Below are 25,883 nucleotides of genomic sequence, written 5' to 3'. Positions count from 1 at the left end.
GTAGGCAGTGACTACTGTTTCGAGCCGCCGAGCGGTGGGTTGATCATGTACTCGGCTGACTCCGTCGCCGCATCGAGTGCGGCGAAAAACCGCCCTGCGATCAGGTCGTGAACGACATCGGCGAGCTCATCGCTCTCACAGAGGTCATTCAGAATACCGAGCGGGAGCTGTGCGCCGGCCATGTTCGCGTGGCCACCGGCACTCCCGATCTGATCGAGCGCCTCCCGAAGTGTCTCGCCGAGGTCGACTGTCCCGCCGCGTGTCCGTCCCGAGACATAGATCATCTCCTCGGTGTAGCCATAGACGAGCACCGTCGAAATCCCCTCCATATCCAGCAGATCGTCGGCGGCTTGAGCGAGGGCGTCTCGGTCGGTGATCGCGCCGACACACGTTGCCAGTGCTGATCCCCGGACATCACGTCGCTGAATCGCGGTGGCCAGCGTTTCGACGACCGACGGGGTAACGCTCGGTGATTCGATCCGTTCGAGATCGGCCTCGCTGGCGGTTCCTGTGAGGGTAGCTGCGGCCTCGAAATCGGCCTCCGAGACCTCCCTGGTGAACCGTTTGGTATCGGTCTGAATTCCATACAGCAGGGCCGTCGACAGCTGTTGGTCGGGCGAGATACCAAGCCGTCGGAAATACTCGGTGATAATCGTGCTCGTCGAGCCGACGTCCGGCCGAATGTCGACGTATCTGTCGGTTGTGTCGATTGGCATCCGGGCTGGGTGGTGGTCGACGACGATTTGGACGGGTGTTTCCGGCGGTAGGCTGTCATTAACACCCGGCTGGGCGTGGTCGACCAGCGCGATTGCACCGTAGTCGTCGGGATCGAACACATCGGTGTCGACCGGCCGGAGCGTGAGATCTAGGAGGTTGACCAGCGCACGGTTCTCTTGATGAGAAATCTCGCCGAAGTAGCAGGCTTCGGCCGGGACACCGACCGATTCGGCGATCCGAACCAGCCCGACCGCACTCGCAATCGCGTCCGGATCGGGGTTGTCGTGAGCCACCACGGCCAGCGGTTTGGAGAGTGACCGGAGCGTCGACAACAGCAGCCCCATTCCACCACCCTGCGTGTGTGCGGTCGCCTCGATCACTCGGTCCGTGATTTTTTCTCGGGGATCGACCACCGTGTCGGCCACCTCCCCGAGTCGACGCCGTTGTGCGGCTGTGGCATCCACGCCGATAGTGACGAGCAGCATTGAGTCGGGGAACTGCTGTCTGGCAGTGTCGGTAATTCGTTCGGTTTGTGCCGGATCATCGGCAGCGATGACGACGATATCGGCGGCTGAGGGGTACTGCGTTGGATCGGCGGGATCGCCCTCGACGGCCGCAATACTGTCGTCCCGGAGCGTCGTCACCCAGCCGCTGTCGGCGGTAACGACGTACAGCTCGCCCGGCTGTGAGACCGCACGGTCTATCAGGGTCCGACCGAGTGCCCCATCACCGAGAACGAGCCGACGCATCATAGCTAGCCACAGGTGGTCGACCGGGAAAACGGTGCCGTGTCGCTATTCAAGAGGGTCGACAGCGAAAAACAGTGGCTGCTGATTAGGCGAACAGTGCGCCAGCAGCTGTCTGTGCGGTCTCGATGACCGGACCGAAGCCGGGCAGCAGTAGCACGGTGATCACGCCAGCGACGATGACTGCGGCATACAAGCCGGTTGGCTTGCTGTCGAGTGCGTCGAGGTTTCCGTTTGGCTCCTCGATCCACAGCGCCTTGACGACGCGGCTGTAGTAGAACAGCGACAGCGCACTGGTGACCGCACCGACCGCCGCGAGCCACCAGAAGCCGGCGTCGATTGCACTGGCGAACAGGAAGTACTTCGAGAAGAATCCACCAGCCACCGGCAGGCCAGCCAGACTGAACATGAAGACAGCCATCGCCATCGAGGCCATCGGTGCCTTTCGTCCGAGTCCAGCGTAGTCCTCGAAGGTACGGCCGACGCCCCAGTATTCGACCATGGCGATAAACAGGAACGCGCCCGTGTTCATGAAGCCATAGACCAGCAGGTGGGCCATCGCTGCGCCCATGACTGCGGCGTTAGCCTCGTTCGCACCGGCCGTAATGGCTGCGAGGCCGATCAGCGCGTAGCCAGCCTGTCCAATCGAGGAGTACGCCAGCATGCGCTTGACGTTCGTCTGGGTCGCGGCAGCGAAGTTCCCGAGTGTCATCGTGACGACTGCGAGAATCCCGAACAGCAGCGCCCAGTTGATCGCGATATCGAGCGCAGGCATGAACGCAACTGCGAACACGCGGAACGCCACCACAAATCCGGCAGCCTTCGAGGCCGACGAGAGGAACGCACTCACGGGTGCGGGTGCGCCCTCGTAGGCTTCGGGTGCCCAGAAGTGGAACGGCACCGAGGCCGTCTTGAACAGGAAGCCACCGGCGACCATCAGAATCCCCACGCCGAGGATTCCTTGGAGGTCACCGACGCCACCGATCTGGGCCGCAATCTCCGGCAGCAGGAGCGTCCCGGTTGCCCCGTAGACGAGGCTAATACCGAACGCGAAGACCGCTGCCGACAGCGCGCCGATCAGGAAGTATTTCAGGCCTGCTTCGACGCTCCCACGGTTGGTCTTGAGGTAGGCGACCAACGCGTAGGATGGCAGCGAGGCCATCTCGAGGCTGATGAAGACGGTCGACAGCGAGTTCGAGACTGCCATGATCGACATCGCGGTCGTCGCAAACAGCAGCAGCGAGTAGAACGCCGCCGGGTTCTCGTCGTCTTCGAGGTAGTCGTAGCTCGCGACGACGACCAAGGCGGCGACGCTGGTGAAGATGGCCGTGAAGAACAGCCCCATCCCGTCGACGACGATGGCATCACTGAACAGGCTGATCGCACCACCGGTTGCGCCTTGACCAGTGCCTGCGACGAGATACCAGACTGTGACGCCCACCGAGAGGAGCGTTCCGGCTGCTGCAGTGATAGCCAGCGTCGTGTTCGAGCGGGCATCCGGCCAGAGACTGTCGATGGCCAACACCAGCAGTGCGGTCACTGCCAGAATCACCGTCGGCTGGAGCGACCAGATAGCGTACAGCCAGTTCGTCGGTTCGGTCTGTAGGAGCGTGCTCATTAGAGCCCACCTCCAGTCAACTCAAGGATCGGAACGGTTGCATCGAGTATCATATCGAAGAACAACGAGGGTGCGACGCCGAGCAGGATGATCGCCCCGAGCAGCACCACGAGCGGTGCGACGTCGTGGAACGGCGCGCGACCGATCTCGTAGTCGGTCTCAAGTCGGAACGGGCCGAACAGCGTGTCCTGCATCGCCAGCAGGAGGTAGCCGGCGACGATGACGATGCCGAACATCGCCAGTGCCGTGAAGATCGGTGCGTACGGCAGGGCCGTAGAGCCGAAGGAGCCAACGAAGATGAAGAACTCCCCGGCGAAGCCAGCCATCAGCGGCAGTCCCATGTAGGCGAACGCGCCGGCCACGAGAATCCAGACCGCAACCGGCATTCGGTCAGCCAGTCCGGACATGTCGCCGACGATTCGGGTGTGGGTCGCGTTGTAGATGACGCCGACCGCCATGAACATCAGCCCCGAGATGAGGCCGTGGGCGACCATCTGGAACGTCGCGCCACCCATGCCGAACTCGGTGAACGCAATGAGTCCGAGGATGACGTAGCCCATCGACGACACTGAGGAGTAGGCGACGATCCGCTTGAGGTCCGTCTGGGCGAGTGCTAACATTGCGCCGTAGATCACCGAGACGACCGCGATGATCGCAATCGGGATCGCAAACGTGCTTGCCTGCTCAGGTAACATGGTAAAGTTGAACCGGAGCATGGCGTAGGTCCCCATCTTCAGGAGCACGCCAGCCAACATGACGGAGACCGGTGTCGGGGCTTCAACGTGAGCGTCCGGCAGCCACGTGTGGACCGGGACGACCGGTACCTTGACCGCAAAGCCGATGAAGATCGCCGCGAAGGCGACCAACGCCAGCGTTTCTGCGGGCAGTCCGTAGAAGCCTGTGAGTTCACCCGCTGCAAGCGACTGGGTGATCTCCGGCAGGCCGAACGTCGACACTGGCAGGGAGAACACCAACGTCATGAAGCCGATGAACATGACAAGCGAGGCGATGTTGGTGTAGACGAAGAACTTGATCGCGGCGTACTTCCGGCGTGGACCGCCCCAGACGCCGATGAGGAAGTACATCGGGACCAACACGGCCTCCCAGAAGACGAACCAGACGAAGAAGTCCAGCGCGGTAAAGACGCCAATCAGGTTGGCCTCCATCAGGAGCATCAGCCCGTAGAACTGGCTCTGTCGCTCGTCAATCGGCGTCCACGCGCTGACGATTGCCAGCGTCGTGAGGAACGTCGTCAGGATGACCAGCGGCAGGCTAATCCCGTCGACGCCGACGAACCACTGCAGTGTGTAGCCCCCGGCTTCGAACCACGGAACCATCGTCTCGAAGGCGATATCGCCGCCGGTGAGCGCGTTGCCACCGGCCTCGAAGTTCGACCACATGTAGAGCGCCCCGGCGATAGGCCCCAGACTGAGCCCGAAGGCCAGTTTGTGGGCGTACTTGTCCGGAACGGCCATGACGAGCAATGCGGCGGCGAACGTGAATGCGAGTAGTGCTTCAATAATCATCAGAACCACCCTCCCAAGAGTGCGAAGGCAACAAGTAGCGCCGTCAGGCTCACCGTGAGCAGCAGCGCGTAGTTGCCGACGATCCCGGTCTGGATGCGTTTGATCCGGTCACCGCTCAGGAGGCTGACCGACGAGACGCCGTTGACGACGCCGTCGACGACGCCCTGATCGAAGGTGTCGGCCCCACCTGAGACGCCTCGGGTGCGGTTGGCCAGCCAGATCTGGAACTCGTCTTGGTAGTAGTTGTTGTACAGCAGCGATTTTGCGCCGCCGAGTTTGTCGGTGTGTTCGACCGGCTCGGCAACGTTGTAGAGTTTCCATGCCAGCAGCAGGCCAGCGACCGCGAGGCCAAGCGAGACGGCCGCACCAGCAACGACAGTGCCGACTTCGCCGCCGAACAGGTAGCTGCTACTGTACGGGCCGATGTCGGCGTAGTGGTGCGACGAAAGCCCCTCGATGCCGCCCCACTCGTTGTCGAGCCACAGGTGGAGGTAGTCGATGCCCTCGATACCGAGGACCTTCTGGACCGGCACCATGTTGATGATGCCAGTGACCGCGGCGAGCACGCCGAGGACCGACAGCGGTCCTTTGACGTTCCAGCGAACCGGCTCGGGGTTCCGAGCGAGTTCAGTGCGTGCGTTGCCGTGGAAGGTGAGGAACACCATCCGGAAGGTGTAGAACGCAGTGACTGGCACCGCGAGCAGACCGAAGACGTAGCCCACTAAGATGAGCGGCTCGTTGAGGCCGTGAATCAGTGCCTCGTAGAGGATCTCGTCTTTCGACCAGAAGCCTGCGAACGGGAAGATGCCTGCCAGCGCGAGCGAGCCCGCGAGGAACGTCCAGTAGGTGACTGGCATCTTGTTTTTGAGGCCACCCATATCCCACATGTTCTCGTTGTGGTGCATGGCGATGATGACCGAGCCAGCACCCAAGAACAGCAGTGCCTTGAAGAAGGCGTGAGTGGTCAGGTGGAAGACTGCGGCCACGTAGCCGCCCGACCCGAGGGCGAGCATCATATAGCCGTACTGTGAGATCGTCGAGTAGGCGAGTACCTGTTTGAGTTCCTTTTTGACGACGCCCATCGTCGCCGCGAACAGGGCGGTGAATCCCCCGACGAGGGCGATAATGCCCATTGTCGTCGGCGTCAGCACGTAGAAGCCGTACATCCGGGCAACGAGATAGACGCCAGCCGCGACCATCGTCGCCGCGTGGATCAGTGCCGAGACGGGGGTCGGACCCTCCATCGCGTCAGGCAGCCACGTGTGCAGTGGGAACTGTGCGGATTTGCCGATGACCCCGCCCAAGACGAGCAGGCCAATGACAGTGAACCATGTCATGACACCGAGGTTGCCGGGTGTCCAGACGTCGACGGTTCCTGCGAGTGCGGCCTCGGCGAGTGCCGGGAACGATTCGGCACCGGAGAAGGCTGCGGTCCCGAACGTCGTAAAGACGGCGACGACGCCGACGAGGAAGAAGTAGTCACCGAAGCGGGTGACGAGGAACGCCTTCTTGGCGGCCGACGGCGGGCCGGGCTCGCGGAAGTGGAAGCCGATCAGCAGGAACGAACACAGCCCCACGAGCTCGAAGAACATGAACGCCATCAGCAGGTTGTCCGCGATGACGAAGCCGAGCATACTGGCCGTAAATAGGCCGAGTCCGGCGTAGTAGCGCGGCAGGTCGCGTTCGCCCTCGTCGTTCATGTAGCCGAGACTGAAGACGTGGACGAGCGTCGCGATCAGCGCCACGATGACGAGCATGAGCGACGACAGCGGGTCGATCAGCGCGCCGAACTCGAGGGTCCAGGCTTGACCGCCGACACCACTTGCCCACGTGTAGTAGGTCTCTTGGAACGCTGCGCCGTTGCGGACCGAGACGAGAACCCACAGCGACAGCAGGAACGCTCCCGCGGTCGCAGCGATTCCGCCGTAGGCCCCCCGCTTGGGGAGGTATTTGCCACCGAACAGTGCGACGATAAACGAGACGAACGGCAACAGAACGATTGCCGGAACGTATGCGGATGCGGATACCATCTATTTACCACCTCATTGTTGCGGCTTTCATCACGTCGACGTCTCCGAAGTTCCGGTACAGCGTCAGGATGATCCCGATACCGACTGCGACCTCCGCGGCCGCCAGCGCGATGGCGAACAGCGCGAACGTTTGGCCGGTGAGGTTCCCCCAGTAGAACGAAAAGGCGATCAGGTTGATGTTGGCTGCGTTCAACATCAGCTCGACCGACATCAGGAAGTACAGCGCGTTCCGCCGAGTCAGCACGCCGAACAGACCGATACAGAAGATTGCCGACGACAACAGGAGATAGTACTCCATGGCGACTACCATCAGGAGTCACCTCCGCGGTTGTTGTCGATGTTTCCCGAAACATCGCGGCCACCGTCGGTCAGCGCCGAGATGATCGTGCCCTCGTCTTCCTGCTTTGCGAGGTAGATCGCACTGTCGAGTGCGACATCCAGCGCAAGCGCGATAATCAGGAACGCGGCGAGGAAGCCTTCCGAGGCGATCTCGCCGAGTTCGATATCGAACAGCGCATAGCCGATGTTGTGGACGATTGATTCGCCCGCGGGGAACCCCGTGGCTGGGGCAAACCCGCTCGCTGAACTCAAAATTATCGCAGCGAGAACGCCGAACAGCGCGACTGCCGCAAGACCGGGTTTGCGTGACGATCCCGGTTTGTCGTCGGTCATACGTTACTCACCTCCGTCTCTGTGTCGGTTCGCGTCAGCATCACGGCGAACGTAATCAGAATGAGAACCCCGCCAACGTAGACGAGGATCTGCATCGCTGCAAGGAACTCTGCTTGCAGCAGTACGTAATGTACCGCGACGCTCAACAGGGCCCCGCCCAACAGCAACGACGCGTGAAACACGTCATCGGCAAGGACGACACCCAGGCTGAAGCCCACTGTCATGAGGGCAAACAGCGCGAACGCAATTGTCTCATAAACCATTGTATGTGTATGCTTAAGGTATCCCTTTGAAGATTTCGAGAACGATTCGACTACTGATAGTCGACTTCGCCGTCGCCCTCGCCGATCCACGCACCCCGGTCTGGGTTGCGCGAGTTGAGGGGGTCGATCCCCTTGTACCACGGCACGTTCTTGAGCTGTTCTTTGTTGTAGACGAACTCGTCTTTGGTGTCGGCCGTGAACTCGAAGTTCTGAGTCAGTAGAATGGCGTCGACGGGACAGACTTCCTCACAGAGTCGGCAATAAATGCACTGGCCGATATGGAGGTTGTACTGCTCGCCGTTGCGCTGGTCGTCCATCACGATCTGAATCGTATCGTTCGGACAGACGTTCTCGCACTGTCGACACCAGATACAGCGCTCTTGGCTGAACTTGTGGACACCCCGGAACCGCGGGCTGACTTCGGGTGCGGTCTCGGGATACTCGACGGTAAACGTCTTGCCGTCGAGAGCGTGTTTCATCGTCGTTGCCATGCCTTTGAGTAGTCCGATCATTATGCGATCACTCCCACGATAATGGCCGTGAGCACCAAGTTAGCGAACGAGAGCACCAACATTCCTTTCCAACCGATTTCGATCAACTGGTCGATACGAACGCGGGGCAGCGCCGAGCGGCACCACTGGGTGAACAGGAAGAACGCCCAGATCTTGATGACGAACCAAACGAAGCCCGGCAGGACCGGCCCGGCCGGTCCGCCAAGGAAGATCGTCGCCATGATTGCGCCACCGAGGAAGACGTGGAGGAACTCCCCGAGGTAGAACAGCACGAAATACACTGAGGAGTACTCGGTCTGGTAGCCAGCGACGATCTCGGTCGGAGCCTCCGGAATGTCGAAGGGGTTCCGACCGATCTCGGCCATGTTCGCCACCAGAAACAGCACGAACGCGAACGGGTTGACGAACGCGTACCACGCCGGAATCGAGATCCCTCCAAGGGAGATGAGCGTCGACGTCTGTTCGGCGACGATGGTACTCATCTGCAGCGAGCCAGCGAAGACGACGACCGACATCGCGGTGACGATCAGCGGAATCTCGTAGGCGATATTCTGGGCGACCGCACGCAGCCCGCCCATCAGCGAGTACTTGTTGTTCGATGCGTAGCCACCCATAATCAGTGCAATGGAGGCGATTGAGGCGAAGGCGAACACCAGTGCAAGCCCAGCCTCGGGGTCTGCAAGCTGAATCCCACTGCCCATCGGAATTACTGAAAAGCCGAGCAGTGCAGAGGCAGGCAGAATAATCGGTGCGAGATCGTAGGACGGTCGGTCCGCGCCGTCCGGGATAATCAGCTCTTTCGAGAGCAGGCGCACCGAGTCAGCGACGATGATAAGTAAGCCAAATGGCCCAATCCGGTTGACTGCGATCCGGTCTGTGAACGCCGCCGTAATCTTTCGTTTGGCCCACGGACCGGCGACGCCGGTGAACGCGAGCATGATGTTGCCGACGATGAACGCGCCGATCAGCGCGCCGACAACTTCGCCGAGTGTGCCACCCAATCCGAGCAGGTTGGCGATCCGTTCGGGGAGCAGCACTACTTCGCTCTGTAGTGGACCCACCATTACCGATCCACCTCGCCGAGCACGATGTCGAGGCTACCGAGGCTGGCGATTGCGTCAGGGACGTACTCGCCGTTCGACATCTCGGGCAGTGTCTGGAGGTTCGAGAAACACGGACTCCGGATCTTGAATCGGGCTGGCTTTTCGGTGCCATCCGCACGCATGTAGATCCCGAGCTCGCCTTTCGCACCTTCGACAGCCCGGTAGATCTCCGTGTCGTCGTCGGGCTTGATCGTCCGTGGAACGTTGGCCTGAATATTGCGCTCGTCTTCGGGCCATTCTTCGAGCAGGTCGATACACTGTTCGACGATCTTGGCCGACTCTTCGACCTCACGCATGCGCACGAGCAGTCGACTGTAGTTGTCACAGCCGTCTTCGACCGCAACGTCCCAGTCGAGTTTGTCGTAGTAGCCGTATGGGTCGTCACGCCGAAGGTCGTAGTCGATCCCCGAGCCACGGGCGACCGGGCCGGTCGCGCCGTAGCTTTTGGCGACGTCTTTCGGCAGGACGCCGGTTCCAACGGTCCGCATCTGCAGGATCTCGTTGGAGGTGATCATGTCGTGGTACTCTTCGAGGGCGGTCGGGAGTTCGTCGAGGAAGTCCCGCGTGTTCTCGAAGAACTCCTCACGGGGTTCTGGCAGATCCCAGACGACGCCACCGAGTCGGAAGTAGTTGAACATCAGCCGCTGACCGGTGAGGTCTTCCAGAATGTTCTGGACACGCTCTCGGTCGCGGATCGAGTACATGAAGATGGCGGTGAAGTCGCCGTAGATGTCGAGGGCGAACGTCCCCAGTGCGAGGAAGTGTGCCGCCATGCGACACAGTTCTGCGCCCATCGTTCGGATGATCTGGGCGTACTCCGGCACCTCGATATCAGCCATGTCCTCCGCGGCGCGCGCGTAGGCCCACTCGTTGAGCAGGCCAGCCGAGATGTAGTCCCACCGGTCGGGGTAGGGCATGATCTGGTAGCGGTAGGTGCTGTTCTGACAGACCTGCTCCTCACAGCGATGGAGGTAGCCGATATCGGGTTCGAGGTCGACGACCTGTTCGCCGTCGAGGACGGTTTTGATGTGCAGGACACCGTGAGTCGCCGGATGGTGCGGGCCGATGTTGAGGAACATCGTCTCGGTGTCGCCGTCGCTTTCGGCCTCGGCCTTCTGGTCTTCGAGCAGCGGGTTGGCGTGTTCTCGCAGTGGGACGACCTGTGGCTGGTCCTGATCGTAGTCCATGCCGAGTGGGTGGCCCTGCCACGTTTCAGGGAGCAGAATGCGACGGTGGTCGGGATGCTCCTCGTACTCGATGCCTACTAGGTCGTAGGCTTCGCGTTCGTGCCAGTCTGCGGTGCGGAAGACCTCGTTTGCCGACTGGCTGACGGGGTTTTCCTTGTCCGCAGGCACGACAATGGAGACCTCTTGGGTTCGGTCACCGAACTTTGTGAGGTGGTAGATCGATTCGAACCGATCTTCGTACTCCTGGGCGGTGACACACGAGAGGTGGTCGAAGCCCGCGTCGTCGCGCAGTCGACTGAGTGTGTCGACGACGGTGTCGGGTTTGATGACGAAGCCGGGGGCGTTGAGGTGATCGTCGCGGCCGATCACGAGATCGCCGAGCAGCGCTTCGATCTCCTCGGGCGTCTGTTCGGCAACGCCTGACGTATCGGGAAATTCCATGCTCATGGTGAATCAGCCCAGTTGTACCGCATGACGAGATCGTCGACGTCGATTTCCTTCGAGAGCTGGTCGACGATTTCGTCCTGTTCGAGGTCGCCGAACTGCTCTAACTCGTAGGGTTTGACCACGACAGGCGCGGACTCGCCGTTGGCGATTCGCTCCTGCAGTTTGGCGACGCCGTAGATCAACGCTTCAGGGCGTGGCGGACAGCCCGGGACGTGGATGTCGACCGGGATGACCTCTTCTGCGCCTTTGACGACGTTGTACCCCTCTTGGAACGGACCGCCTGAGATCGTACAGGAGCCCATCCCAACGACGAACTTCGGTTCCGGCATCTGGTCGTAGACGCGTTTCATCCGCGGGGCGAACTTCGAGACGATTGTCCCGGGGATGATGATTACGTCAGCCTGTCGCGGCGAGGCACGCGGGACGCCAGCACCGAAGCGGTCAAGATCGTGTTTGACCGCATAGGTGTGCATCATCTCGATGCTGCAGCAGGCGATCCCGAACTGGAGCATGAACATCGAGGAGCCACGCACCCAGTTCATGAACTTATCGAACTTGGTGAGGATGAACGGCGAGGAGTCGAACGCCTCCCGCAGTCGGGAGTTGAATCGGTCGTCTTGGCCCGCAAGCCGTGCCTCGCGGGTGTCTGTTGCTACGTTCGCACTGTCGTCGGTGACGAATGGTTGTTGGTTGTCGCTACTCATGTGTTCTGTCTCTCTGTCTTTCGCGAGGCGGCACGCAGACTCCGTGTCCACTCGACTGCACCGATGCGCCACGCCCATACGAGACCGATGACGAGGATCCCAACGAACAGCAGCATTGGGGCCAGCGCCTGCGATAGCGGGACGCCCGCTTCGAGTGCGCTGCGGTACATGACCGCCCACGGGAAGATCATCACCGTCTCGATATCGAAGACGACGAACAGCAGCGCGACCATGTAATACTGAATATTAAGCTGGACGCGCCCCGAGCCGGTCGGGATCTCACCGCTCTCGTAGGTTGTAGTCTTGCCTTGTTCGGGGACACTTGGACGCAGGAGCGCCGACACCGCCATCATCGCGAGTGGGATGGCGATACCGACGAGCGCCAATGCCCCGATTGCTATCCATGACATTCCGGGTTCTCCGTAACGTCCGAAGGTTTGAACCCGCCCCTCATAAGCGTTGATTTTTGACCGGCCGCCACGGGCGGTATGGTCAGCCAAACAGCTGATCCAGTGCAGAACTCACCAATTGGCCAACGGCTGGGCGAACTGTTCGATTGTCGACACGCTGGTTTCGACCGCGCTTTGCCGAACTGACCTTCATTCAGGAAAAACCAACACATTAATAATAAAACGAACGTTCGTTCGAGACGCGGATAGAGAATACATGAGACGGAATCCAGTCAACGGAGCCACGATATCGGTAGGGTCTGACCCACGATGTGGTGCGTTCCGCGACGGTAGCGGCGAATCCAGCACAGCAACGACAGACAGCAGCCAGTCGACCACCCGACGAACGAAGGCGGTGATCGTGGATGCCTGCTGAACTCGCACCCGAACTCGCCCTACAGGCGTTCGGCGGCTCGTTCGGCGACGTGGCGAGCGTCCTCGGCGAACCGTCGATCTGGGTCGGCGCGTTCGCTGGCGGCGCGTTCGGTGCAGCCATCGGTGCGCTGCCGGCATTCGTGCTCACTGGCCTGCTTGTGGTTGCCGGTGCGGCTGCCAACATCGTCGGCGTCGCCCCCGAGGGCTCGGTCGACCTCGTCGGGATCGGCTTCGGCCACGTGCTCGGCCCTCACATCTCCTTTGCGGGTGGGGCCGCAGCCGCGGCCTACGCAGCCAAAAAGGGCTATATGGAGTCGGGCTTCGACTACCACAACGCCAAGGACATCGGTTTTGCCCTCGGTAACAAACCCGATGTGCTGGCTGTCGGTGGTGTCTTCGGCATGCTCGGTATCGCCATCGAACAACTGTCTCGAAATCTCCTGATCACTGTCGACCCGATCCCGGTAAGTATCGTGATCAGCGCGTTCGTCCACCGTGCGGTGTTCGGCTACGCACTCATCGGTAAAACAAGTGGCAGCGGGCTGTTGGATATGGGTCCGTTCGAGCGCGGAGAGACGGTCAGCGACACGACCACCGGTAGTGACGTCGCAACCGACGGTGGAGCAGTCGAAAACGGCGGTGCGGCACAGCACAACTGGCTCGCAACCGAGCCGTGGCTTCCCCAGCAGTACAAATGGGCCGAGGTCGGTGCAATCGGTGTCGTCGCGGGACTTGTCTCCGGCTATCTCGCGTTCCGAACCGGGAGTCCGTTCCTCGGATTCGGTATCAGTGCCGCCTCGCTACTGTTCTTGAATCTCGGCGTCGAGAACTTCCCGGTTACCCACCACATCACGCTGGCTGGGTCGACGGTCTTCCTCGCGGTAACCGCCTCCGGTGACGCAGCCCTTGCCGGGCTTTCGGTCACCGCTGGGCTGCTTATCGCCGGTGGGCTCGGGTTCGTCGCGGCGATCCTCGGTGAACTCACCCAGCGAATCTTCTATGCCCACGGCCGGACCCACATCGATCCACCAGCGATGGCAATCGTTCTCTGGTCGTTCGGTATCGGACTGCTGTACGTGGCTGGACTCATTCCAACCGGCGTTTGGATCCCCGGTACGGTCTAATCGATAGTCATCGGTAGCTGTGCTCGCGGACCTCACGCGAGTCGACCCGGCAGCCCACTGGTCGGCTGCCACCACACTCCTTGTTCAACGACGTGAGACACCCGTCAGTCGACTGTCTAACCGAAACTGCCCACATCGCATGAGGATTCTTTCGGCCAGTAACAAGCTATATTTTCCCTGATCGATAACCAGCATCCAATGAGTGACGAGGCTCCGCTCGACGGCGAGCCGGCCGACACCCACGAGGCGATTATGATGGCGACGTTTGCCGCCCTACAGAAACACGGCTATCCCGGCATCTCGATCCAGCGGATCGCCGACGAGTCGGATCTCACCAAGTCGACGTTCTACCACCATTTCGACGGCAAAGACGACATTCTGCTGTCGTTCGTCCAATATATGCGGGACTACTTCGAGCGTGGCTATCGGATCGAATCCGCGGGTGATCCGGTCGGCGATCTGAAGGCCTATATCACCATCTCGCTCGGCGAATACCCCGCCCCGGAGGGAACACCGGACGCCGGCGAGCGGATCGGCACCTATCTCGAACTGCGGTCGCAGGCGATCCAGAACCCAGCGTTCCGTGAGGAGTTTACCGAGATGTCGGCCGATCTGGTCGACTACCTCGCCGAAATCATCCAAACTGGGATCGATGCGGGCGTGTTCAGATCGGTCGACCCTCACCGGACGGCGGAGTTCCTCAGCGCCACGCTCGAAGGGATCAACCTCCAGCAAACCACCCGGACCGACGAGCCGGTCGGGCTACTCCGGGAGGAACTCGAATCCTACATCCGAAGCGAACTGCTGGTCGACGACGCTGCATTTTGACGACACTGCGTTCTGAACGCCGGTAGCCAGTACGTTACTCCTCGCGCTCGCGGAAGCCGTCGATTCCCAGATCGTGCAGCGCTTTCGAGACCTCGCCGACGCCGCCCTGTAGCGAGTCGTGGTAGTCGACCAGCGCCTCCTCAATTTCGTCGTGTTCTCGCGAAAGAATCTGGCCAGCCGACAGTCCCGCATTGAACGATTTCCCGGCGTCGACCGCCGTAATCGGTGCGCCAGTCGGCATCCCGATCACCGAGTCGACAGACTTCTCTTGCACTGGGACCCCGATGACGGGAATCGGGTAGGCAATCGAGGCGGTCATGTTTGGCAGGTCGGCGGATTTTCCGCCCGCGCCCGCGATAATTGCATCAATTCCGCGAGCGGCGGCGGTCTCGCCGTAGACGTACATTAACTCGGGCGTTCGGTGGGCCGAGACGACGTAGCTCTCGAAGGTAAACCGGCTCTCGGGTGGGTTCTCGAAATCGGTCTGTTCGGCGAAGCCGAGTTCTTCGAGGGCTTCGTAGGCTCCGGCCATCACATCGAGATCCGAATCCGAGCCCATGATGATTCCTACGTCGGGTGTGGTGGCTGGATTGTGCTCGGCTGCGGCTTCGGCTTCGAGTCGGTCGATCAGGTCTTGGACTTCGGGTGCGGTAGTCATTGGTTATTAGTATGGTATAATTGGTAGGCGGTTCCTACGACGTTTTGTTCTCGACGGTCTATTCGCTGTCGCCGTCGACAAACGTGAGTCCATCACGGAGCGATTCGGTGCGGTCGACCAACGCGTCGAAATCGGCTTCAGTGGCCTCGTCGGCGTCGACCTCCGGATCGGTAACCGTAATATGGCCCATTTTGCGGAGCGGCCGAGCCTGTTTTTTGCCGTACCAGTGCATGTGGGCGTTCGGCGCGTCGAGAACTGAGTCGACATTATACAGCGTCGCCTCCGAAGGTTCGTCGACGTCGCCCAGAATGTTGGCCGAGACGGTCGGCTCTCGAATCTCCGTCGGACCAAGCGGCCAGCCAAGAACCGCCCGGACGTGGTTCTCGAACTGTGAGGTCTGTGCGCCCTCGATGGTCCAATGGCCGGAGTTGTGGGGCCGCGGAGCGATCTCGTTGACCAGAATCTCGCCGTCTTCGGTCTCGAACAGTTCGATCCCGTAGACGCCCCAGCCGTCGAGAAATTCGAGAACATCGGTCGCAACTTCTCGGGCTTGGGCGAGCGTTCCGTCGTCGGTTCGGGCCGGCGAGACGCTGGCTCGGAGGATTTCGTCCTCGTGGATCGTCTCGGTGACGGGGTAGGTCGCCACCTCGTCGGCTCCCTTGACGCCGATCACCGAGAGTTCGCGGGCGAACGGGACGAACGATTCGGCCATCGTGTCGACGCCCAACTCCTCAAGGGCGGCCGCAGCATCTTCGGGCTCTTGGACGGGTGTGTTACCTCGACCGTCGTAGCCGCCGCGGCGGGCTTTGAGCATGACGCCATCGAGTTCGTCGACGACGCGTTTGAGGTCTTTCTCGCCGCCGATGCCGATGAACTCCGGCACCGGAATCACGGCGTCGGCCAGCGCCTCCTTCTGGACGAGTTTGTCTTGGATCGTCCGGAGCGTACCCGGATCTGGATTAATTGGGATGTCGTACTCCTCGGCAACCTCGTCGAGGAGATCCGGATCTGCAAGCTCGATTTCGAACGTGAGGGCGTCACTAACGGCGGCGAGTTCCCTGACGGCGTCGGGATCGTCGAACTCGCCAACGATCTGATCGCGGGCGACCGTCGACGCGGGACACTCCGGGGTTGGATCGAGAACGATTACCTCGACGCCGAGCGGTGCGGCGGCTTCGGCGAGCATCCGCCCGAGCTGGCCGCCGCCGACGACGCCCAGCGTTGGGCCGGGAAGCGTGACTGTCATACCTGAGGGATTCGGTCGACGGTGCATAAGAATTCCCAACTGGGGACACCGACACTACGACTGCACCGACAGTGACTCGCTAGATCACCAGCAGTGCCACCACACCCAGCAGCGACAGCACGAACAGTGCCGCAGCAATGGCCCAGAGAATTTTTGCTCCCTTTCGGCCGCCGAGCTCGACCGCTGCGATGCCGAAGAGACCGAGGAGAACGACCGTCCAGATTTCCAACCCACTCTGGCTTCTTCCCTGACCTTTGTCGGCCTTAATGTAGAAATACGCCGGGACGAGTAGTCCAACCGGGAACGATATCAGCCCGACAACGATGGCGGCGATCCAAACCACCGTTGAATACTGGTCTGTGAGACTATCAGTGCTGACTCCTGTGTTTGCTGCCATACCCGGATATCATATTCTATGTAGAAAAGTTTGGGTAATTCTTGTCAGATGGATTTTTCGACGCCTACCCGGCTCTCGTACCGGCGACAATCAGCCAGAAGGCGACCAGCGTAACGGCGACGGTCAGCAGAATTGCTGCGGTATACCCATCCGTGTAGGCGATACTCGCGGTTCCCAGCGGCGGCATCAGCAGCGAGCCGAGCCCGCCTGCGACGTTGAACACGCCGATGACTGCGGTATCCTTCTCGGGCGGATACACGTTCATGAGAACAGGGATGTACAGCGTCGCACAGCCACCCAATCCGAGGCCAATAAAGAAGATGGCGGCCAGTAGGAGGGGAACCTGCGGAAGTATGAGCAGCACAATTCCGGCTGTGGCGAAGCTCAGTGAGCCGAGAAACGCCCGTCTGGAGCCGAGTTGATCACCGAGATAGCCGCCGCCGATTCGGGAAATGATACTCACGCCACCGATCAGTCCGAACGCAGTCGACGCCGCCGTCTCGGTCAACCCACGGGCGGCAAACAGGTCGACCGCGTAGGCCGCCAGCAGTTGGTACCACGCGAAGGCCAGTCCCATCCCGATGAACAACTGCTGGAACCGACGGGTTCTGGCCAGCCCGCTGACCCAGTCGACGAGTTCGCCGGTCGTCGCCGTCGATTGGGTGGTCCACGGTGGTCGTCGACAGACTACTCCGGCGAGCAGAAACGCGACTGCCGTCGCACCCATAATCGTCACAAATCCTTGTCGGACACCGACTGTGGAAAACGCCGTTTGCCACAGCGGCGGGAGGATAAACAGCCCAAGCCCGTTGCCGACGAAGATGAGTCCTGTCGCCGCACCGCGTCGCTTGTCGAACCACCGCGGGACAATCGAGGCCAGCAGGACGAAAACAGTGCCCAGCGAGAGGCCAAGCACCGCAAAGACGACGAGCAAGCCGAGATAGGAGTCGACGAAATACAGCGAGGGCGTGACGAGGCCGGTTGCGCCCGCCGCCGCCAGCAGGACGACTCGCGCCGGAACCCGGACCGCGAACACGCCGACCGCTCCGGAGCCGATAAAGAAAGTTAGGAGCATCACCGAAAAGATGGTCGACAGCGCAACCGGCGAGATACCAAACGCTTCGCTGAACGGCTTGCTGAAGATGCCGTAGGACAGCGGCGTGCCGAACGTGAAGATCATCGCAATCGCCCCGACGACCGCAACCAGCCAACTCTGTCGACTGTCTGCACTTGGGCTCGATGTCACAGTTGATGGTTCGGCGTTGCGGTAGAAAGCGTTCTGTTTCGAGCGCCAGTGCTGTGGCTTTGGGTGGGCGTCATATGGAGAACCAGTCTGCTATCGAACAGTGGATGATATTTGTATGGCCCCTTTCTACTGGTCGTATGCTCCCCTCACACGTTCTCGTCCCGCTGGATGGCTCGCCGCTGGCCGACGAGGCCCTCCAGCACGCGCTTGCGGCCTTCGACTGTCGAGTAACCGTGCTGAACATCGTTACGCCGCTTGATGCCGGAATGAGCGAGGGCGGGATACTGGAACCCGACGAGAGTCGACAGGCCGACGCCCGCGAGCGCGCCGATCAACTCATCAAGACTGCAAAGGCCGAGGCTGCAGCCGCCGACCGCTCGGTTGAGACGACTGTCGAAACGGGCGACCCCGCCTCGGCCATCGTCGACTACGCCGAGCAGCACACGGTCGACCACATCGTGATGGGCGGCCACGGCGGCGAGCGCGGCGAACTCGCCAGACGGCTGTTAGGGACTGTTGCCACAGCAGTTCTCGGCGAAGCCCCCGTCACAGTGACTGTCGTCCGGTAGTCCGACTGGTGGAGACCAGCCAGCGGTCGATATATAACAGTAAGAGCCAGTTACTGAATACCGAGGACGGTCGACAACAGTCGGTAGAGCCCGAACCCGATACCAATCGACCCCGCGAGCGTGATGAGCCAAAAGCCGACAGTCACGCCGATTTTCCGGCGGGAGACGCCGGCCGACCCCGCCGCGAGCCCGCCACCGATTACACCGGAGATGATGATGTTGTTAAAGGAAATCGGAATCCCGAGCGTGATCGCCAACTGAGCGATAATAAAACCGGGGACGAGCGCGGCAATCGACCGCCGGAGTCCGAGTTGGGCGTACTCCCGCGAGGTCGCCTGCAGGAGTCGAGGCGCGCCCATCCACGCGCCCGCGAGGATACCTGCCGCACCGATGGCCAGCAGGACGATACTGGGGAGGCCGAGTTCCGCACCGTACAAATTTTCGAGCGGACCGGTGGCGAGGCCGACCTGACTGCCGCCACTTGAAAACGCGACGACACTGCCGAGTCCGAGCAACAGCGTCCGGATACCCGTGTCGACCGACGCTTGGGTCCGTCGACGGATATACCGAAAGCCGAGGGCTGCAAACGCCAGCGTGACGAGGACGACGGCGAACTCGATACCGAACACCGACGGATCGCCAACGAGCCGCGCGACCGCCTCGGCGACCGACCCTTGGGCGCGGTCGGGATGCGGAATCACGCCGAGCCGAACGTTGGCGAGGATGCCGGCGACCACTGCCGCGAGAAACGGAATCGATACTGTCTCGGGGACGTCATCACGACGGAGCAGTTTGGCGGTAACGTACGCCAATCCGCCGGATGTCGGTGGGACGAGGAGCCAGAACGTCACGATTCGCCGGTAGGTGTCGAACGCCGGATCGCCGCCCAGCGAGAGGCCGACGCCGACTATGGCGCCGGTGGTCGCGAACGCCGCCGGGACGGGGTAGCCGCTGTAGACGCCGAACGCCATGAACCCCGCCGCGACCAGCAAGCCGGATGCCGCCGCCAGCGGCGTGATCGTCACGCCGCCGATCAGGTTCGCCCCGATGGTCTCGGAGATCGCGCCACCCTGTGTCAGTGCGCCGGCAGCGGCGAGAATCCCAATCAGGAACGCCGCGCGCATCGTCGACACCGCGTTCGCGCCAATCGCGGGCGCAAACGGTGGTGAGTTGCTGTTTGCACCCAGCGCCCACGCCATGAGCACCGAGCTAACGGTCGCAAACGCCACGAGCGTCCAGAAGACGACTGTCATCGGTCGCTATCCATCAGATGGTACAGAACTAGTGGGTGAGAACATATAGTTGTGTTTTCAGTACGACGATATGGAGCCAGAGCGGTCGACCGGGTTCTACCGACCCGCGAACGGTAGTTCTTTTGCCGAACCGTCCAACCTCCGGCTATGACAGCACTGGGACTGGTAGTGGCCCAATTCAACGATTCGGTCACCTCGAAGATGCAGGCCGCCGCCGAGGAGGCTGCCGCCGACCGGAACGCCGAAATAGCCGAGATTCTCGAAGTACCGGGCGCATACGACTCGCCGCTGGCGGCCGACCGACTGGCCCGTCGCGACGACATCGACGCCGTCGCCGTTCTCGGAGCCATCGTCTCCGGCGACACCGACCACGACCGTGTCATCGCCGACGCCGCGGCCCAAGGACTGACCGACGTCAGCCGCGACCGCGATACGCCGGTCACCTTCGGCGTCAGTGGCCCCGGAATGAGCGGTGCGGAGGCCCGCGAGCGCGTCGACAAAGGAGCGGAAGCGGTAAACGCCGCCGTGGATATGGTAGAGGTACTAGCATGAACATGGAGTTTGCGGACCGAGTCGGCCGGGTCGAACCGAGCGCGACGTTGGCGATCAGCAACCTGTCGAGCGAACTTGAAGCCGAGGGAATCGACATCGTCGACCTCTCGGTTGGCGAGCCTGATTTCCCAACCCCACAGAACATCATCGAGGCGGGCAAAGACGCGATGGACGCCGGCCACACCGGCTACACCTCCTCGAACGGGATTCTCGAACTTCGAGAGGCACTCGCCGAGAAGCTGACCGATCAGGGCGTCGACGCCAACTCCGACGAGATTATCGTGACGCCGGGTGGCAAGCAGGGTCTCTACGAGGCGATCAACACGCTGATCGACGACGGCGACGAGGTCGTCCTGCTCGATCCGGCGTGGGTGTCCTACGAGGCGATGGTCAAACTCGCCGGTGGCTCGCTCAACCGCGTCGACCTCTCGCCGTACGGCTTCCAACTCGAACCGGGTCTCGACGATCTCGCCGAGGCGGTTTCCGACGAGACCGAACTCGTGATCGTCAACTCGCCGTCGAACCCGACTGGCGCAGTGTACTCCGACGAGGCGCTCGAAGGCGTTCGTGACCTCGCAGTCGAACACGACTTCGCCGTCATTTCCGACGAGATCTACGAGCGCATTACGTATGGCGTCGAGCCGACCTCGCTCGGCTCACTCGATGGGATGGAAGACCGAACGATCACCCTGAACGGCTTTTCGAAGGCGTTCTCGATGACCGGCTGGCGGCTCGGCTACATCCACGCCCCACAGGATCTCATCGACGAGGCAAGCAAACTCCACTCGCATTCGGTTTCGTGCGCCGTGAATTTCGTCCAGCACGCCGGCCTCGAAGCGCTCTCCGAGCGCACCGACGACTCGGTCGACGAGATGCGCGAGGCGTTCCGCGAGCGCCGCGACATGCTCTCGGACCTCTTTGCGGAACACGACGTCGACGTGCCGGTCGGCGACGGGGCCTTTTATATGATGATCCCGGTCGACGACGACGATCAAGCCTGGTGTGAGGGCGCGATCCAGGAAGCCCACGTGGCGACCGTGCCGGGCAGTGCCTTCGGCGCGCCCGGCTACGCTCGGATCTCGTATGCCGCCAGCGAAGAGCGACTCCGTGAGGCGGTCGACCGGCTGGTCGAACACGGCTACTTATAAAAGAAGCCGACTCACAGACCCATATTTTCCCGACAACTGAACGGTATCGGACCGAGTTATCGAACCGACCTATCGTCTACCGGGTGCTGACTGTTATCGTGAGAGTTCGTCCGGGCGCGTGCCGAGTGTCATCTCGACGCTCTGTTCGCTGCCGTCTCGGAGAATGGTCAGTTCGACCGTGTCGCCGGGACGGGTCTGTAAGGCGAGATAGTTGCCGAGATCCTCGCTGGTCAGCAGTTCGGTGCCGTCGAGTGCGAGCATGACGTCGCCGCCGACCGGGAGCTGTGTTCCGTCGACGGTTTCGCTCTCCTCGCTCGGCTGGAGGACACCCGCCGCCGGGCCATCGTCGACGACTTCGTCGACGAGCAGGCCACGGGGTTCGTCCATCCCGTTTGCCTCGGCGATGTCGGGGGTAACGTTGGCAAACGAGACGCCCATATAGCTGTGTTCGTACGAGCCCGTCTCGATGAGTTCCGGGATGACGCGCCGGGCGAGCGGAGCGGAGATACCGAAGCCGAGGTTATCGCCGCCGCCGGAGTTGATCACCGCAACGATCCGGCCCTCCAGCGACATCAGCGGGCCGCCGCTGTTGCCGGGGTTGACCGCGGCATCGGTCTGGATCGCATCGGGAATCGTGAACCCGGTCGGCGAGGGTATCGACCGGTCGACGCCGCTGACGATGCCTGCGGTGGCGGTACCATCGAAACTGAATGGGTTGCCAATCGCAACGACGTTCTGGCCGACCTCGGTTTCACCGTCAATAAACGAGAGTGGGGTCGCTCGCTCCGGGACCGTCTCGACAGCGATCACAGCGAGGTCGCTGTGTCGATCCGTGCCGACGACCTCGCCGGTGGTCCACTGACCCTCCGAGAAGCGAATCTCGGTCGACGCGGCCTCACCGACGACGTGGGCGTTCGTGACGACGTGAGTATTGTCGTATATGAACCCCGTTCCGGCTCCTTCGTCAGTCTGGACGAGGACGACCGAATCAATCGTCTCCTGATACACTTGCGTTTGTGGATCGGTCGAGGAATCCGACTGCGAGTCCGACTCGGTGGCGTTTTGGGAGGGTTGCCCGGTACAGCCTGCAATGGTGGCGAGTATCGCGCTCCCTCCGACCTGCAGCAATCGTCTCCGACTCGGGGTCGAATTGCTCATACGTACCCATTCCAGCACTGAGATGTGTATGCTTTCCGTTTCTCACCCTCTACACGTGATTCCCTTCGATACAGACTCGTTTGGACCACAGCGTGACGAAGACCCTTCAGGCGATTTCGACGCCGACTTCGGCCCGTCCCGTCAGCGAGCCGAGCACGGCGTTATCGTAGCTGAGGACGAACGGTGAACCGACCGCAACCAACTCGGAGTCCACGATGGTCGACCGGAGCCGTGCGGTGGCCTGCTCGAACCGGTCGACGCGGGGATACAATCGGACGGGGCGAACAGCCACCGTTCGCGGTGTTTCGACGGTGAGCACCACCGAGCTATCGTCGGGGCTGGGTGCGGTTTTCGGACTGTAGGACTGGGGGAGGTAGACACCGACACGAGATCGGTCGGTCGACGACTCCTGTTGTGTGGGTGTCGCCAGTTCGAGCGGTTCAGTGTGTGTTCGAATCGGCGTCGTTGCCGGAATCGCCGCCTTGGCCTCGTTTGCGCCGGCCAGATAGCTTGTGAGTCGACTGCGAGCCTCGCTGGCGCTGTCGGCGACAGTTTCGGCAACGACGACGGCTGGATACTGCCTGAGTTCGATATCGTCGTGCAGCCGCAGAGTCTTGTAGTCGACCCGCTCGGTGGCATGTGAGCGGTAGTACCGCCAGCCAGCCAGCGCAGCAAGCCCACTGATGGCTCCGGTGACGAACGTTGTTGCCCGGTTCATACCATCTGCATTGAGTCGGAGTATAAAACTCACTCGGGGCGTCAGACATCCACGGTCAGGAATCGGAGTCGGGCCGGTCGTACGCTCCGGCCTTTCGGAGTCGACCCGCCTCCCGAAGCACCGCTGGCGTCCGACAGATCCCCGGTTTGCCCGCGACCTGTGGGACAGTGCAGTTGTTACAGTTCTCGCAGACGACCGCCGTCTCGGCGTCCGAATTTAAAAGCCGGGCCGGGAGCCGCGGCTCGGCGTAGAACGGTCGACCCAACCCGACCATATCACAACTGCTCCCCAGCATCTCGTCGATCTGCCCACGAGTCCGAATCCCTCCTTCTGCGAGTACCGGGATGTCGACCCGCTCGCGAACCTGTCGACATAGTCCACTGTTCCACGCCGGTTCGAACTCATACAGCAGCGAATCGAGCCATGTCGCAGCGGCCGCGAGCCGTTTTCGGAGTCGACCGCCAAACGCCGCCGCGTACGCCTCGCTGAACTGTTCGTCGTCCCATGCCCGGCCAGGATACTCGCCCTTTATAATACTCAGATCCCAGATCACCGAGCCGGTGACCGGAACGAGGGCGTCGAAGCCGGCGTCTTCGAGTCGTTCGCAGATCCCAACTGCATCAGCGTCGGTGAGCCGTGGACCGACGCCGGGCGGCGCGGTCGACTCCGCCGGCACTTTGGTCAGCAGCGGCACGTCGCCACAGCGGTCGCGGATCTCGGCGGCGATGAGTTCGAGGAACCGCGTTCCATCGGCAAACTCGTCCTCGCGTTGATTATAAAAGGGAGACAGAAACTGGTGGACGATCCCCATGTTGGCTCCCGCGATGTGGATCATGTCGTAGCCCGCCTCACTGGCCCACGCCGCAGAGCGACCGAAATCCGCGGCCAACTCGTAGACTTCCTCAGTCGACAGGACGTGGGGGTCGTAGGAGAGCAACCCAAGCCGGTCGAGGACGCGGAGGGGGCGCGGCGGCCGCGAGACCGCGAGCTGTTGGAGATCGGGATTGGCCTGACGGTAGCCGTGGTGCCACGTCTCCATACTCCGCAGGCCACCGTGTTCGAGCTGAATCGCAATCTTCGCGTCGTGGTCGTGGATCGCGTCGGTGAGCCGCGAGAGGTCTGCGACAAAGTCCGGATCGTCGACGTAGGTCATATTCGGCGCGGCACAGCCGCCCGGCCCGCGGACGAGGGTCGCGCCCTGACAGACGAGGCCGGCCCCCGACGCGGCCGCGGGTTCGAGATCAGCGATGAGGGTGTCGACGGCATCCGGTCCATTGCCTGCACATTCCAACAGCGGCGCGCGATAGAGCCGATTTGGGACCGTGAGGTCGCCGATCTGAATCGGTGTTTCGAGTCGGGGTGCCATGGGAGCGAGTGGCAGTCGTTTGGCGGTCGACGGGCTTGACCGTTTGCCTCGCAAAAAACGGTTGTGCGATCACGGGATGCTAATCACACATATATGATGAATACAAAGTTGTGAACGTACCGGAGTTGTCTATAAAAGGCCGACACCTACTCTTCTTTCCACTCACCCGATTTATTGCCCTGGATTTCTCCTTTCGCTTCTCGGTCCAGCGGCCATTTCGCTATCAGTAGGAGACCCAGATAGAATATCCCAAGCAGAACTGCAACGATCTCACCCGGTATGCCCGGTAACTCTGCGGCCTCAGTCCACTGGGACTCCGGCGTGAACAGCGTCACTTTTGCAACCCAGGAGACACCGAGCACCGAAAACAAGAGCCCGTAAATACGCCGTATACGGCGGGATACTGCTTCTACTGAGTCGACTTTGAACATCTGGTGCCGAAGATCATCACTGAGTTCCTCGCGCCACGTCGAGTGTTCAGCACCGATTGGCTGGAGTGCGTTTGCGAAGACGTTCTCTTCGAAAAACCGCACACGCGCTCGGTGGACATCGTAGAATCGATACCGTCGCACTTCGAACGAGAGAAACATACTGAGTACTAGAATTCCGATTAAGAGTAAATACGCGGGCATCTCTGGGCTCGCAAATACGACCGAAAGGAGCGCAGCCAACACTGTAATTGCCCAATTCGTTGTTTGATCCATCCGATCTTGAGTGTTGTTTGCTTGACTCACTTCGCCCCGGTAGTAGTGAGGGAGTATCGAAAGGAGATCTTTAGGATCGTCTGCAATTTTTGCACCGATCTCCTGATCTTCTTCATTGAGTGGGCTCTCTGTGTGCCTGTCTTCATCACCCATATGAAGGGACACGACTGCGATGTGCATAGTACCACGGCTGGCAGACGATCTCCTGATATTTTAGTATTACTGATAGATCAGTTGAATGGACGCTGGGTAGTACGTCGACCGTGGTCACCGGATTCAGTCTGGTTCGCTGGTCGACCCTGAGTTGATCGTCGCTGGTCGACCCTGAGTTGATCGTCGCTGGTCGACCCTGAGTTACTCGAAGCCGTTGTTGGGAGATGGTAGCTGTACAACAAGTAGGGGGTGGGCGAAAGGGTGCCCCTGTCGCAGTTGTGATCCTGACGCAGCATCCCAGCTGGAACGTTGCGATAGGCTCAACAGTCCACGGCAGTACAGACCATACATACGCTATGTCCAGCCACCAGGACAGGGTCGACACCCGACGGCTCCGTAGGACCGACACTTGGC

Annotated in this window: 26 protein-coding genes; 5 read left to right on the top strand and 21 right to left on the bottom strand. The window is 61.3% G+C overall.

Features of this window, described 5'->3' with window-relative positions; all coding sequences use genetic code 11:
- Positions 1-11: 11 nt before the first annotated feature.
- The 12 genes from HALTADL_RS15190 to HALTADL_RS15135 form a co-directional block, all read right to left on the bottom strand.
- A complete protein-coding gene (locus HALTADL_RS15190; protein WP_089670800.1) occupies positions 12-1,469 on the bottom strand; it encodes a DHHA1 domain-containing protein in 1,458 nt (485 codons plus the stop codon).
- An 82-nt stretch (positions 1,470-1,551) separates the two neighbouring features.
- Positions 1,552-3,081: an NADH-quinone oxidoreductase subunit N gene (locus HALTADL_RS15185; RefSeq protein WP_089670801.1), complete on the bottom strand. Its 1,530-nt coding sequence runs from the start codon at positions 3,079-3,081 to the stop codon at positions 1,552-1,554.
- A complete protein-coding gene (locus HALTADL_RS15180; RefSeq protein WP_089670992.1) occupies positions 3,081-4,607 on the bottom strand; it encodes a complex I subunit 4 family protein in 1,527 nt (508 codons plus the stop codon). Before HALTADL_RS15180 ends, HALTADL_RS15185 begins: the two co-directional genes overlap by 1 nt.
- Positions 4,607-6,637, bottom strand: a complete 2,031-nt coding sequence (gene nuoL / locus HALTADL_RS15175; protein WP_089670802.1) for an NADH-quinone oxidoreductase subunit L — start codon at positions 6,635-6,637, stop codon at positions 4,607-4,609. The genes HALTADL_RS15180 and nuoL overlap by 1 nt, the downstream gene beginning before the upstream one ends.
- 4 nt (positions 6,638-6,641) lie before the next feature.
- Entirely contained in the window at positions 6,642-6,947 is a 306-nt protein-coding gene (gene nuoK, locus HALTADL_RS15170) for an NADH-quinone oxidoreductase subunit NuoK (RefSeq protein ID WP_089670803.1), read from the bottom strand.
- Positions 6,947-7,309: a hypothetical protein gene (locus HALTADL_RS15165; protein ID WP_089670804.1), complete on the bottom strand. Its 363-nt coding sequence runs from the start codon at positions 7,307-7,309 to the stop codon at positions 6,947-6,949. Before HALTADL_RS15165 ends, nuoK begins: the two co-directional genes overlap by 1 nt.
- Positions 7,306-7,572, bottom strand: a complete 267-nt coding sequence (locus HALTADL_RS15160; protein WP_089670805.1) for an NADH-quinone oxidoreductase subunit J — start codon at positions 7,570-7,572, stop codon at positions 7,306-7,308. The genes HALTADL_RS15165 and HALTADL_RS15160 overlap by 4 nt, the downstream gene beginning before the upstream one ends.
- 50 nt (positions 7,573-7,622) lie before the next feature.
- Complete coding sequence (locus tag HALTADL_RS15155; RefSeq protein WP_089670806.1) at positions 7,623-8,084, bottom strand: NuoI/complex I 23 kDa subunit family protein; 462 nt, start codon at positions 8,082-8,084, stop codon at positions 7,623-7,625.
- Positions 8,084-9,148, bottom strand: coding sequence for a complex I subunit 1/NuoH family protein (locus HALTADL_RS15150; RefSeq protein ID WP_089670807.1), 1,065 nt, complete (start codon positions 9,146-9,148; stop codon positions 8,084-8,086). The genes HALTADL_RS15155 and HALTADL_RS15150 overlap by 1 nt, the downstream gene beginning before the upstream one ends.
- A complete protein-coding gene (locus HALTADL_RS15145) occupies positions 9,148-10,821 on the bottom strand; it encodes an NADH-quinone oxidoreductase subunit D (RefSeq protein WP_089670808.1) in 1,674 nt (557 codons plus the stop codon). The genes HALTADL_RS15150 and HALTADL_RS15145 overlap by 1 nt, the downstream gene beginning before the upstream one ends.
- Positions 10,818-11,525 (bottom strand): NADH-quinone oxidoreductase subunit B, encoded by a 708-nt coding sequence (locus HALTADL_RS15140; RefSeq protein WP_100190896.1) that lies wholly within the window; start codon positions 11,523-11,525, stop codon positions 10,818-10,820. Before HALTADL_RS15140 ends, HALTADL_RS15145 begins: the two co-directional genes overlap by 4 nt.
- The gene (locus tag HALTADL_RS15135; RefSeq protein WP_089670810.1) at positions 11,522-11,935 is read right to left on the bottom strand and encodes an NADH-quinone oxidoreductase subunit A; all 414 of its coding nucleotides are present in this window, start codon (positions 11,933-11,935) and stop codon (positions 11,522-11,524) included. The genes HALTADL_RS15140 and HALTADL_RS15135 overlap by 4 nt, the downstream gene beginning before the upstream one ends.
- Before the next feature lie 404 nt (positions 11,936-12,339).
- On the opposite strand from HALTADL_RS15135, the gene HALTADL_RS15130 reads away from it, so the two are divergent.
- Positions 12,340-13,473 (top strand): hypothetical protein, encoded by a 1,134-nt coding sequence (locus tag HALTADL_RS15130; RefSeq protein ID WP_177171887.1) that lies wholly within the window; start codon positions 12,340-12,342, stop codon positions 13,471-13,473.
- 198 nt (positions 13,474-13,671) lie between these two features.
- Positions 13,672-14,301, top strand: a complete 630-nt coding sequence (locus tag HALTADL_RS15125; RefSeq protein ID WP_089670811.1) for a TetR/AcrR family transcriptional regulator — start codon at positions 13,672-13,674, stop codon at positions 14,299-14,301.
- Between the two features lie 34 nt (positions 14,302-14,335).
- Here the strand turns inward: HALTADL_RS15125 and purE are convergent, their stop codons facing one another.
- The 4 genes from purE to HALTADL_RS15105 all read right to left on the bottom strand — a co-directional run bounded on the left by purE (position 14,336) and on the right by HALTADL_RS15105 (position 17,782).
- Positions 14,336-14,959 (bottom strand): 5-(carboxyamino)imidazole ribonucleotide mutase, encoded by a 624-nt coding sequence (purE, locus tag HALTADL_RS15120; protein WP_089670812.1) that lies wholly within the window; start codon positions 14,957-14,959, stop codon positions 14,336-14,338.
- Between the two features lie 58 nt (positions 14,960-15,017).
- On the bottom strand, positions 15,018-16,205 hold the full coding sequence (gene purK, locus HALTADL_RS15115; protein ID WP_089670813.1) for a 5-(carboxyamino)imidazole ribonucleotide synthase: 1,188 nt from the start codon (positions 16,203-16,205) through the stop codon (positions 15,018-15,020).
- A gap of 79 nt (positions 16,206-16,284) precedes the next feature.
- Positions 16,285-16,602: a hypothetical protein gene (locus tag HALTADL_RS15110; protein WP_089670814.1), complete on the bottom strand. Its 318-nt coding sequence runs from the start codon at positions 16,600-16,602 to the stop codon at positions 16,285-16,287.
- A 64-nt stretch (positions 16,603-16,666) separates the two neighbouring features.
- The gene (locus HALTADL_RS15105) at positions 16,667-17,782 is read right to left on the bottom strand and encodes an MFS transporter (protein ID WP_089670994.1); all 1,116 of its coding nucleotides are present in this window, start codon (positions 17,780-17,782) and stop codon (positions 16,667-16,669) included.
- Positions 17,783-17,985: 203 nt separating this feature from the next.
- Here HALTADL_RS15105 and HALTADL_RS15100 point away from each other — a divergent pair, with 203 nt between their 5' ends.
- Positions 17,986-18,417: a universal stress protein gene (locus tag HALTADL_RS15100; RefSeq protein ID WP_089670815.1), complete on the top strand. Its 432-nt coding sequence runs from the start codon at positions 17,986-17,988 to the stop codon at positions 18,415-18,417.
- Between the two features lie 50 nt (positions 18,418-18,467).
- Here the strand turns inward: HALTADL_RS15100 and HALTADL_RS15095 are convergent, their stop codons facing one another.
- A complete protein-coding gene (locus HALTADL_RS15095) occupies positions 18,468-19,670 on the bottom strand; it encodes an inorganic phosphate transporter (RefSeq protein ID WP_089670816.1) in 1,203 nt (400 codons plus the stop codon).
- 147 nt (positions 19,671-19,817) lie between these two features.
- Between HALTADL_RS15095 and ribH the strand changes: the two genes are divergently transcribed.
- Both ribH and HALTADL_RS15085 read left to right on the top strand, forming a co-directional pair.
- Positions 19,818-20,222 carry a 6,7-dimethyl-8-ribityllumazine synthase gene (gene ribH, locus HALTADL_RS15090; protein WP_089670817.1) on the top strand — a complete coding sequence of 135 codons (405 nt, stop codon included), beginning with the start codon at positions 19,818-19,820 and terminating at the stop codon, positions 20,220-20,222.
- On the top strand, positions 20,219-21,370 hold the full coding sequence (locus HALTADL_RS15085; protein ID WP_089670818.1) for a pyridoxal phosphate-dependent aminotransferase: 1,152 nt from the start codon (positions 20,219-20,221) through the stop codon (positions 21,368-21,370). Before ribH ends, HALTADL_RS15085 begins: the two co-directional genes overlap by 4 nt.
- 93 nt (positions 21,371-21,463) lie before the next feature.
- On the opposite strand, the gene HALTADL_RS15080 is transcribed toward HALTADL_RS15085, so the two are convergent.
- The 4 genes from HALTADL_RS15080 to HALTADL_RS15065 form a co-directional block, all read right to left on the bottom strand.
- A complete protein-coding gene (locus HALTADL_RS15080; RefSeq protein ID WP_089670819.1) occupies positions 21,464-22,528 on the bottom strand; it encodes a S1C family serine protease in 1,065 nt (354 codons plus the stop codon).
- A 106-nt stretch (positions 22,529-22,634) separates the two neighbouring features.
- Complete coding sequence (locus HALTADL_RS15075) at positions 22,635-23,246, bottom strand: SOUL family heme-binding protein (RefSeq protein WP_089670820.1); 612 nt, start codon at positions 23,244-23,246, stop codon at positions 22,635-22,637.
- Positions 23,247-23,301: 55 nt separating this feature from the next.
- The gene (locus HALTADL_RS15070; RefSeq protein WP_089670821.1) at positions 23,302-24,612 is read right to left on the bottom strand and encodes an oxidoreductase; all 1,311 of its coding nucleotides are present in this window, start codon (positions 24,610-24,612) and stop codon (positions 23,302-23,304) included.
- Between the two features lie 146 nt (positions 24,613-24,758).
- On the bottom strand, positions 24,759-25,469 hold the full coding sequence (locus HALTADL_RS15065) for a DUF2270 domain-containing protein (RefSeq protein ID WP_089670995.1): 711 nt from the start codon (positions 25,467-25,469) through the stop codon (positions 24,759-24,761).
- Positions 25,470-25,883: the final 414 nt, after the last annotated feature.

It is taken from the genome of Halohasta litchfieldiae (genome assembly GCF_002788215.1).
Classification (GTDB): Archaea; Halobacteriota; Halobacteria; order Halobacteriales; family Haloferacaceae; genus Halohasta; species Halohasta litchfieldiae.
This window is presented reverse-complemented; position numbering and strand designations above follow the sequence as displayed.

Excerpts from the sequence above, each read along its gene's own strand:
- HALTADL_RS15190 (WP_089670800.1), bottom strand. The coding sequence starts at position 1,469 with ATGATGCGTCGGCTCGTTCTCGGTGATGGGGCACTCGGTCGGACCCTG.
- HALTADL_RS15185 (WP_089670801.1), bottom strand. The coding sequence starts at position 3,081 with ATGAGCACGCTCCTACAGACCGAACCGACGAACTGGCTGTACGCTATC.
- HALTADL_RS15180 (WP_089670992.1), bottom strand. The coding sequence starts at position 4,607 with ATGATTATTGAAGCACTACTCGCATTCACGTTCGCCGCCGCATTGCTC.
- nuoL (WP_089670802.1), bottom strand. The coding sequence starts at position 6,637 with ATGGTATCCGCATCCGCATACGTTCCGGCAATCGTTCTGTTGCCGTTC.
- nuoK (WP_089670803.1), bottom strand. The coding sequence starts at position 6,947 with ATGGTAGTCGCCATGGAGTACTATCTCCTGTTGTCGTCGGCAATCTTC.
- HALTADL_RS15165 (WP_089670804.1), bottom strand. The coding sequence starts at position 7,309 with ATGACCGACGACAAACCGGGATCGTCACGCAAACCCGGTCTTGCGGCA.
- HALTADL_RS15160 (WP_089670805.1), bottom strand. The coding sequence starts at position 7,572 with ATGGTTTATGAGACAATTGCGTTCGCGCTGTTTGCCCTCATGACAGTG.
- HALTADL_RS15155 (WP_089670806.1), bottom strand. The coding sequence starts at position 8,084 with ATGATCGGACTACTCAAAGGCATGGCAACGACGATGAAACACGCTCTC.
- HALTADL_RS15150 (WP_089670807.1), bottom strand. The coding sequence starts at position 9,148 with ATGGTGGGTCCACTACAGAGCGAAGTAGTGCTGCTCCCCGAACGGATC.
- HALTADL_RS15145 (WP_089670808.1), bottom strand. The coding sequence starts at position 10,821 with ATGAGCATGGAATTTCCCGATACGTCAGGCGTTGCCGAACAGACGCCC.
- HALTADL_RS15140 (WP_100190896.1), bottom strand. The coding sequence starts at position 11,525 with ATGAGTAGCGACAACCAACAACCATTCGTCACCGACGACAGTGCGAAC.
- HALTADL_RS15135 (WP_089670810.1), bottom strand. The coding sequence starts at position 11,935 with ATGTCATGGATAGCAATCGGGGCATTGGCGCTCGTCGGTATCGCCATC.
- HALTADL_RS15130 (WP_177171887.1), top strand. The coding sequence starts at position 12,340 with ATGCCTGCTGAACTCGCACCCGAACTCGCCCTACAGGCGTTCGGCGGC.
- HALTADL_RS15125 (WP_089670811.1), top strand. The coding sequence starts at position 13,672 with ATGAGTGACGAGGCTCCGCTCGACGGCGAGCCGGCCGACACCCACGAG.
- purE (WP_089670812.1), bottom strand. The coding sequence starts at position 14,959 with ATGACTACCGCACCCGAAGTCCAAGACCTGATCGACCGACTCGAAGCC.
- purK (WP_089670813.1), bottom strand. The coding sequence starts at position 16,205 with ATGACAGTCACGCTTCCCGGCCCAACGCTGGGCGTCGTCGGCGGCGGC.
- HALTADL_RS15110 (WP_089670814.1), bottom strand. The coding sequence starts at position 16,602 with ATGGCAGCAAACACAGGAGTCAGCACTGATAGTCTCACAGACCAGTAT.
- HALTADL_RS15105 (WP_089670994.1), bottom strand. The coding sequence starts at position 17,782 with ATGATCTTCACGTTCGGCACGCCGCTGTCCTACGGCATCTTCAGCAAG.
- HALTADL_RS15100 (WP_089670815.1), top strand. The coding sequence starts at position 17,986 with ATGCTCCCCTCACACGTTCTCGTCCCGCTGGATGGCTCGCCGCTGGCC.
- HALTADL_RS15095 (WP_089670816.1), bottom strand. The coding sequence starts at position 19,670 with ATGACAGTCGTCTTCTGGACGCTCGTGGCGTTTGCGACCGTTAGCTCG.
- ribH (WP_089670817.1), top strand. The coding sequence starts at position 19,818 with ATGACAGCACTGGGACTGGTAGTGGCCCAATTCAACGATTCGGTCACC.
- HALTADL_RS15085 (WP_089670818.1), top strand. The coding sequence starts at position 20,219 with ATGAACATGGAGTTTGCGGACCGAGTCGGCCGGGTCGAACCGAGCGCG.
- HALTADL_RS15080 (WP_089670819.1), bottom strand. The coding sequence starts at position 22,528 with ATGAGCAATTCGACCCCGAGTCGGAGACGATTGCTGCAGGTCGGAGGG.
- HALTADL_RS15075 (WP_089670820.1), bottom strand. The coding sequence starts at position 23,246 with ATGAACCGGGCAACAACGTTCGTCACCGGAGCCATCAGTGGGCTTGCT.
- HALTADL_RS15070 (WP_089670821.1), bottom strand. The coding sequence starts at position 24,612 with ATGGCACCCCGACTCGAAACACCGATTCAGATCGGCGACCTCACGGTC.
- HALTADL_RS15065 (WP_089670995.1), bottom strand. The coding sequence starts at position 25,469 with ATGGGTGATGAAGACAGGCACACAGAGAGCCCACTCAATGAAGAAGAT.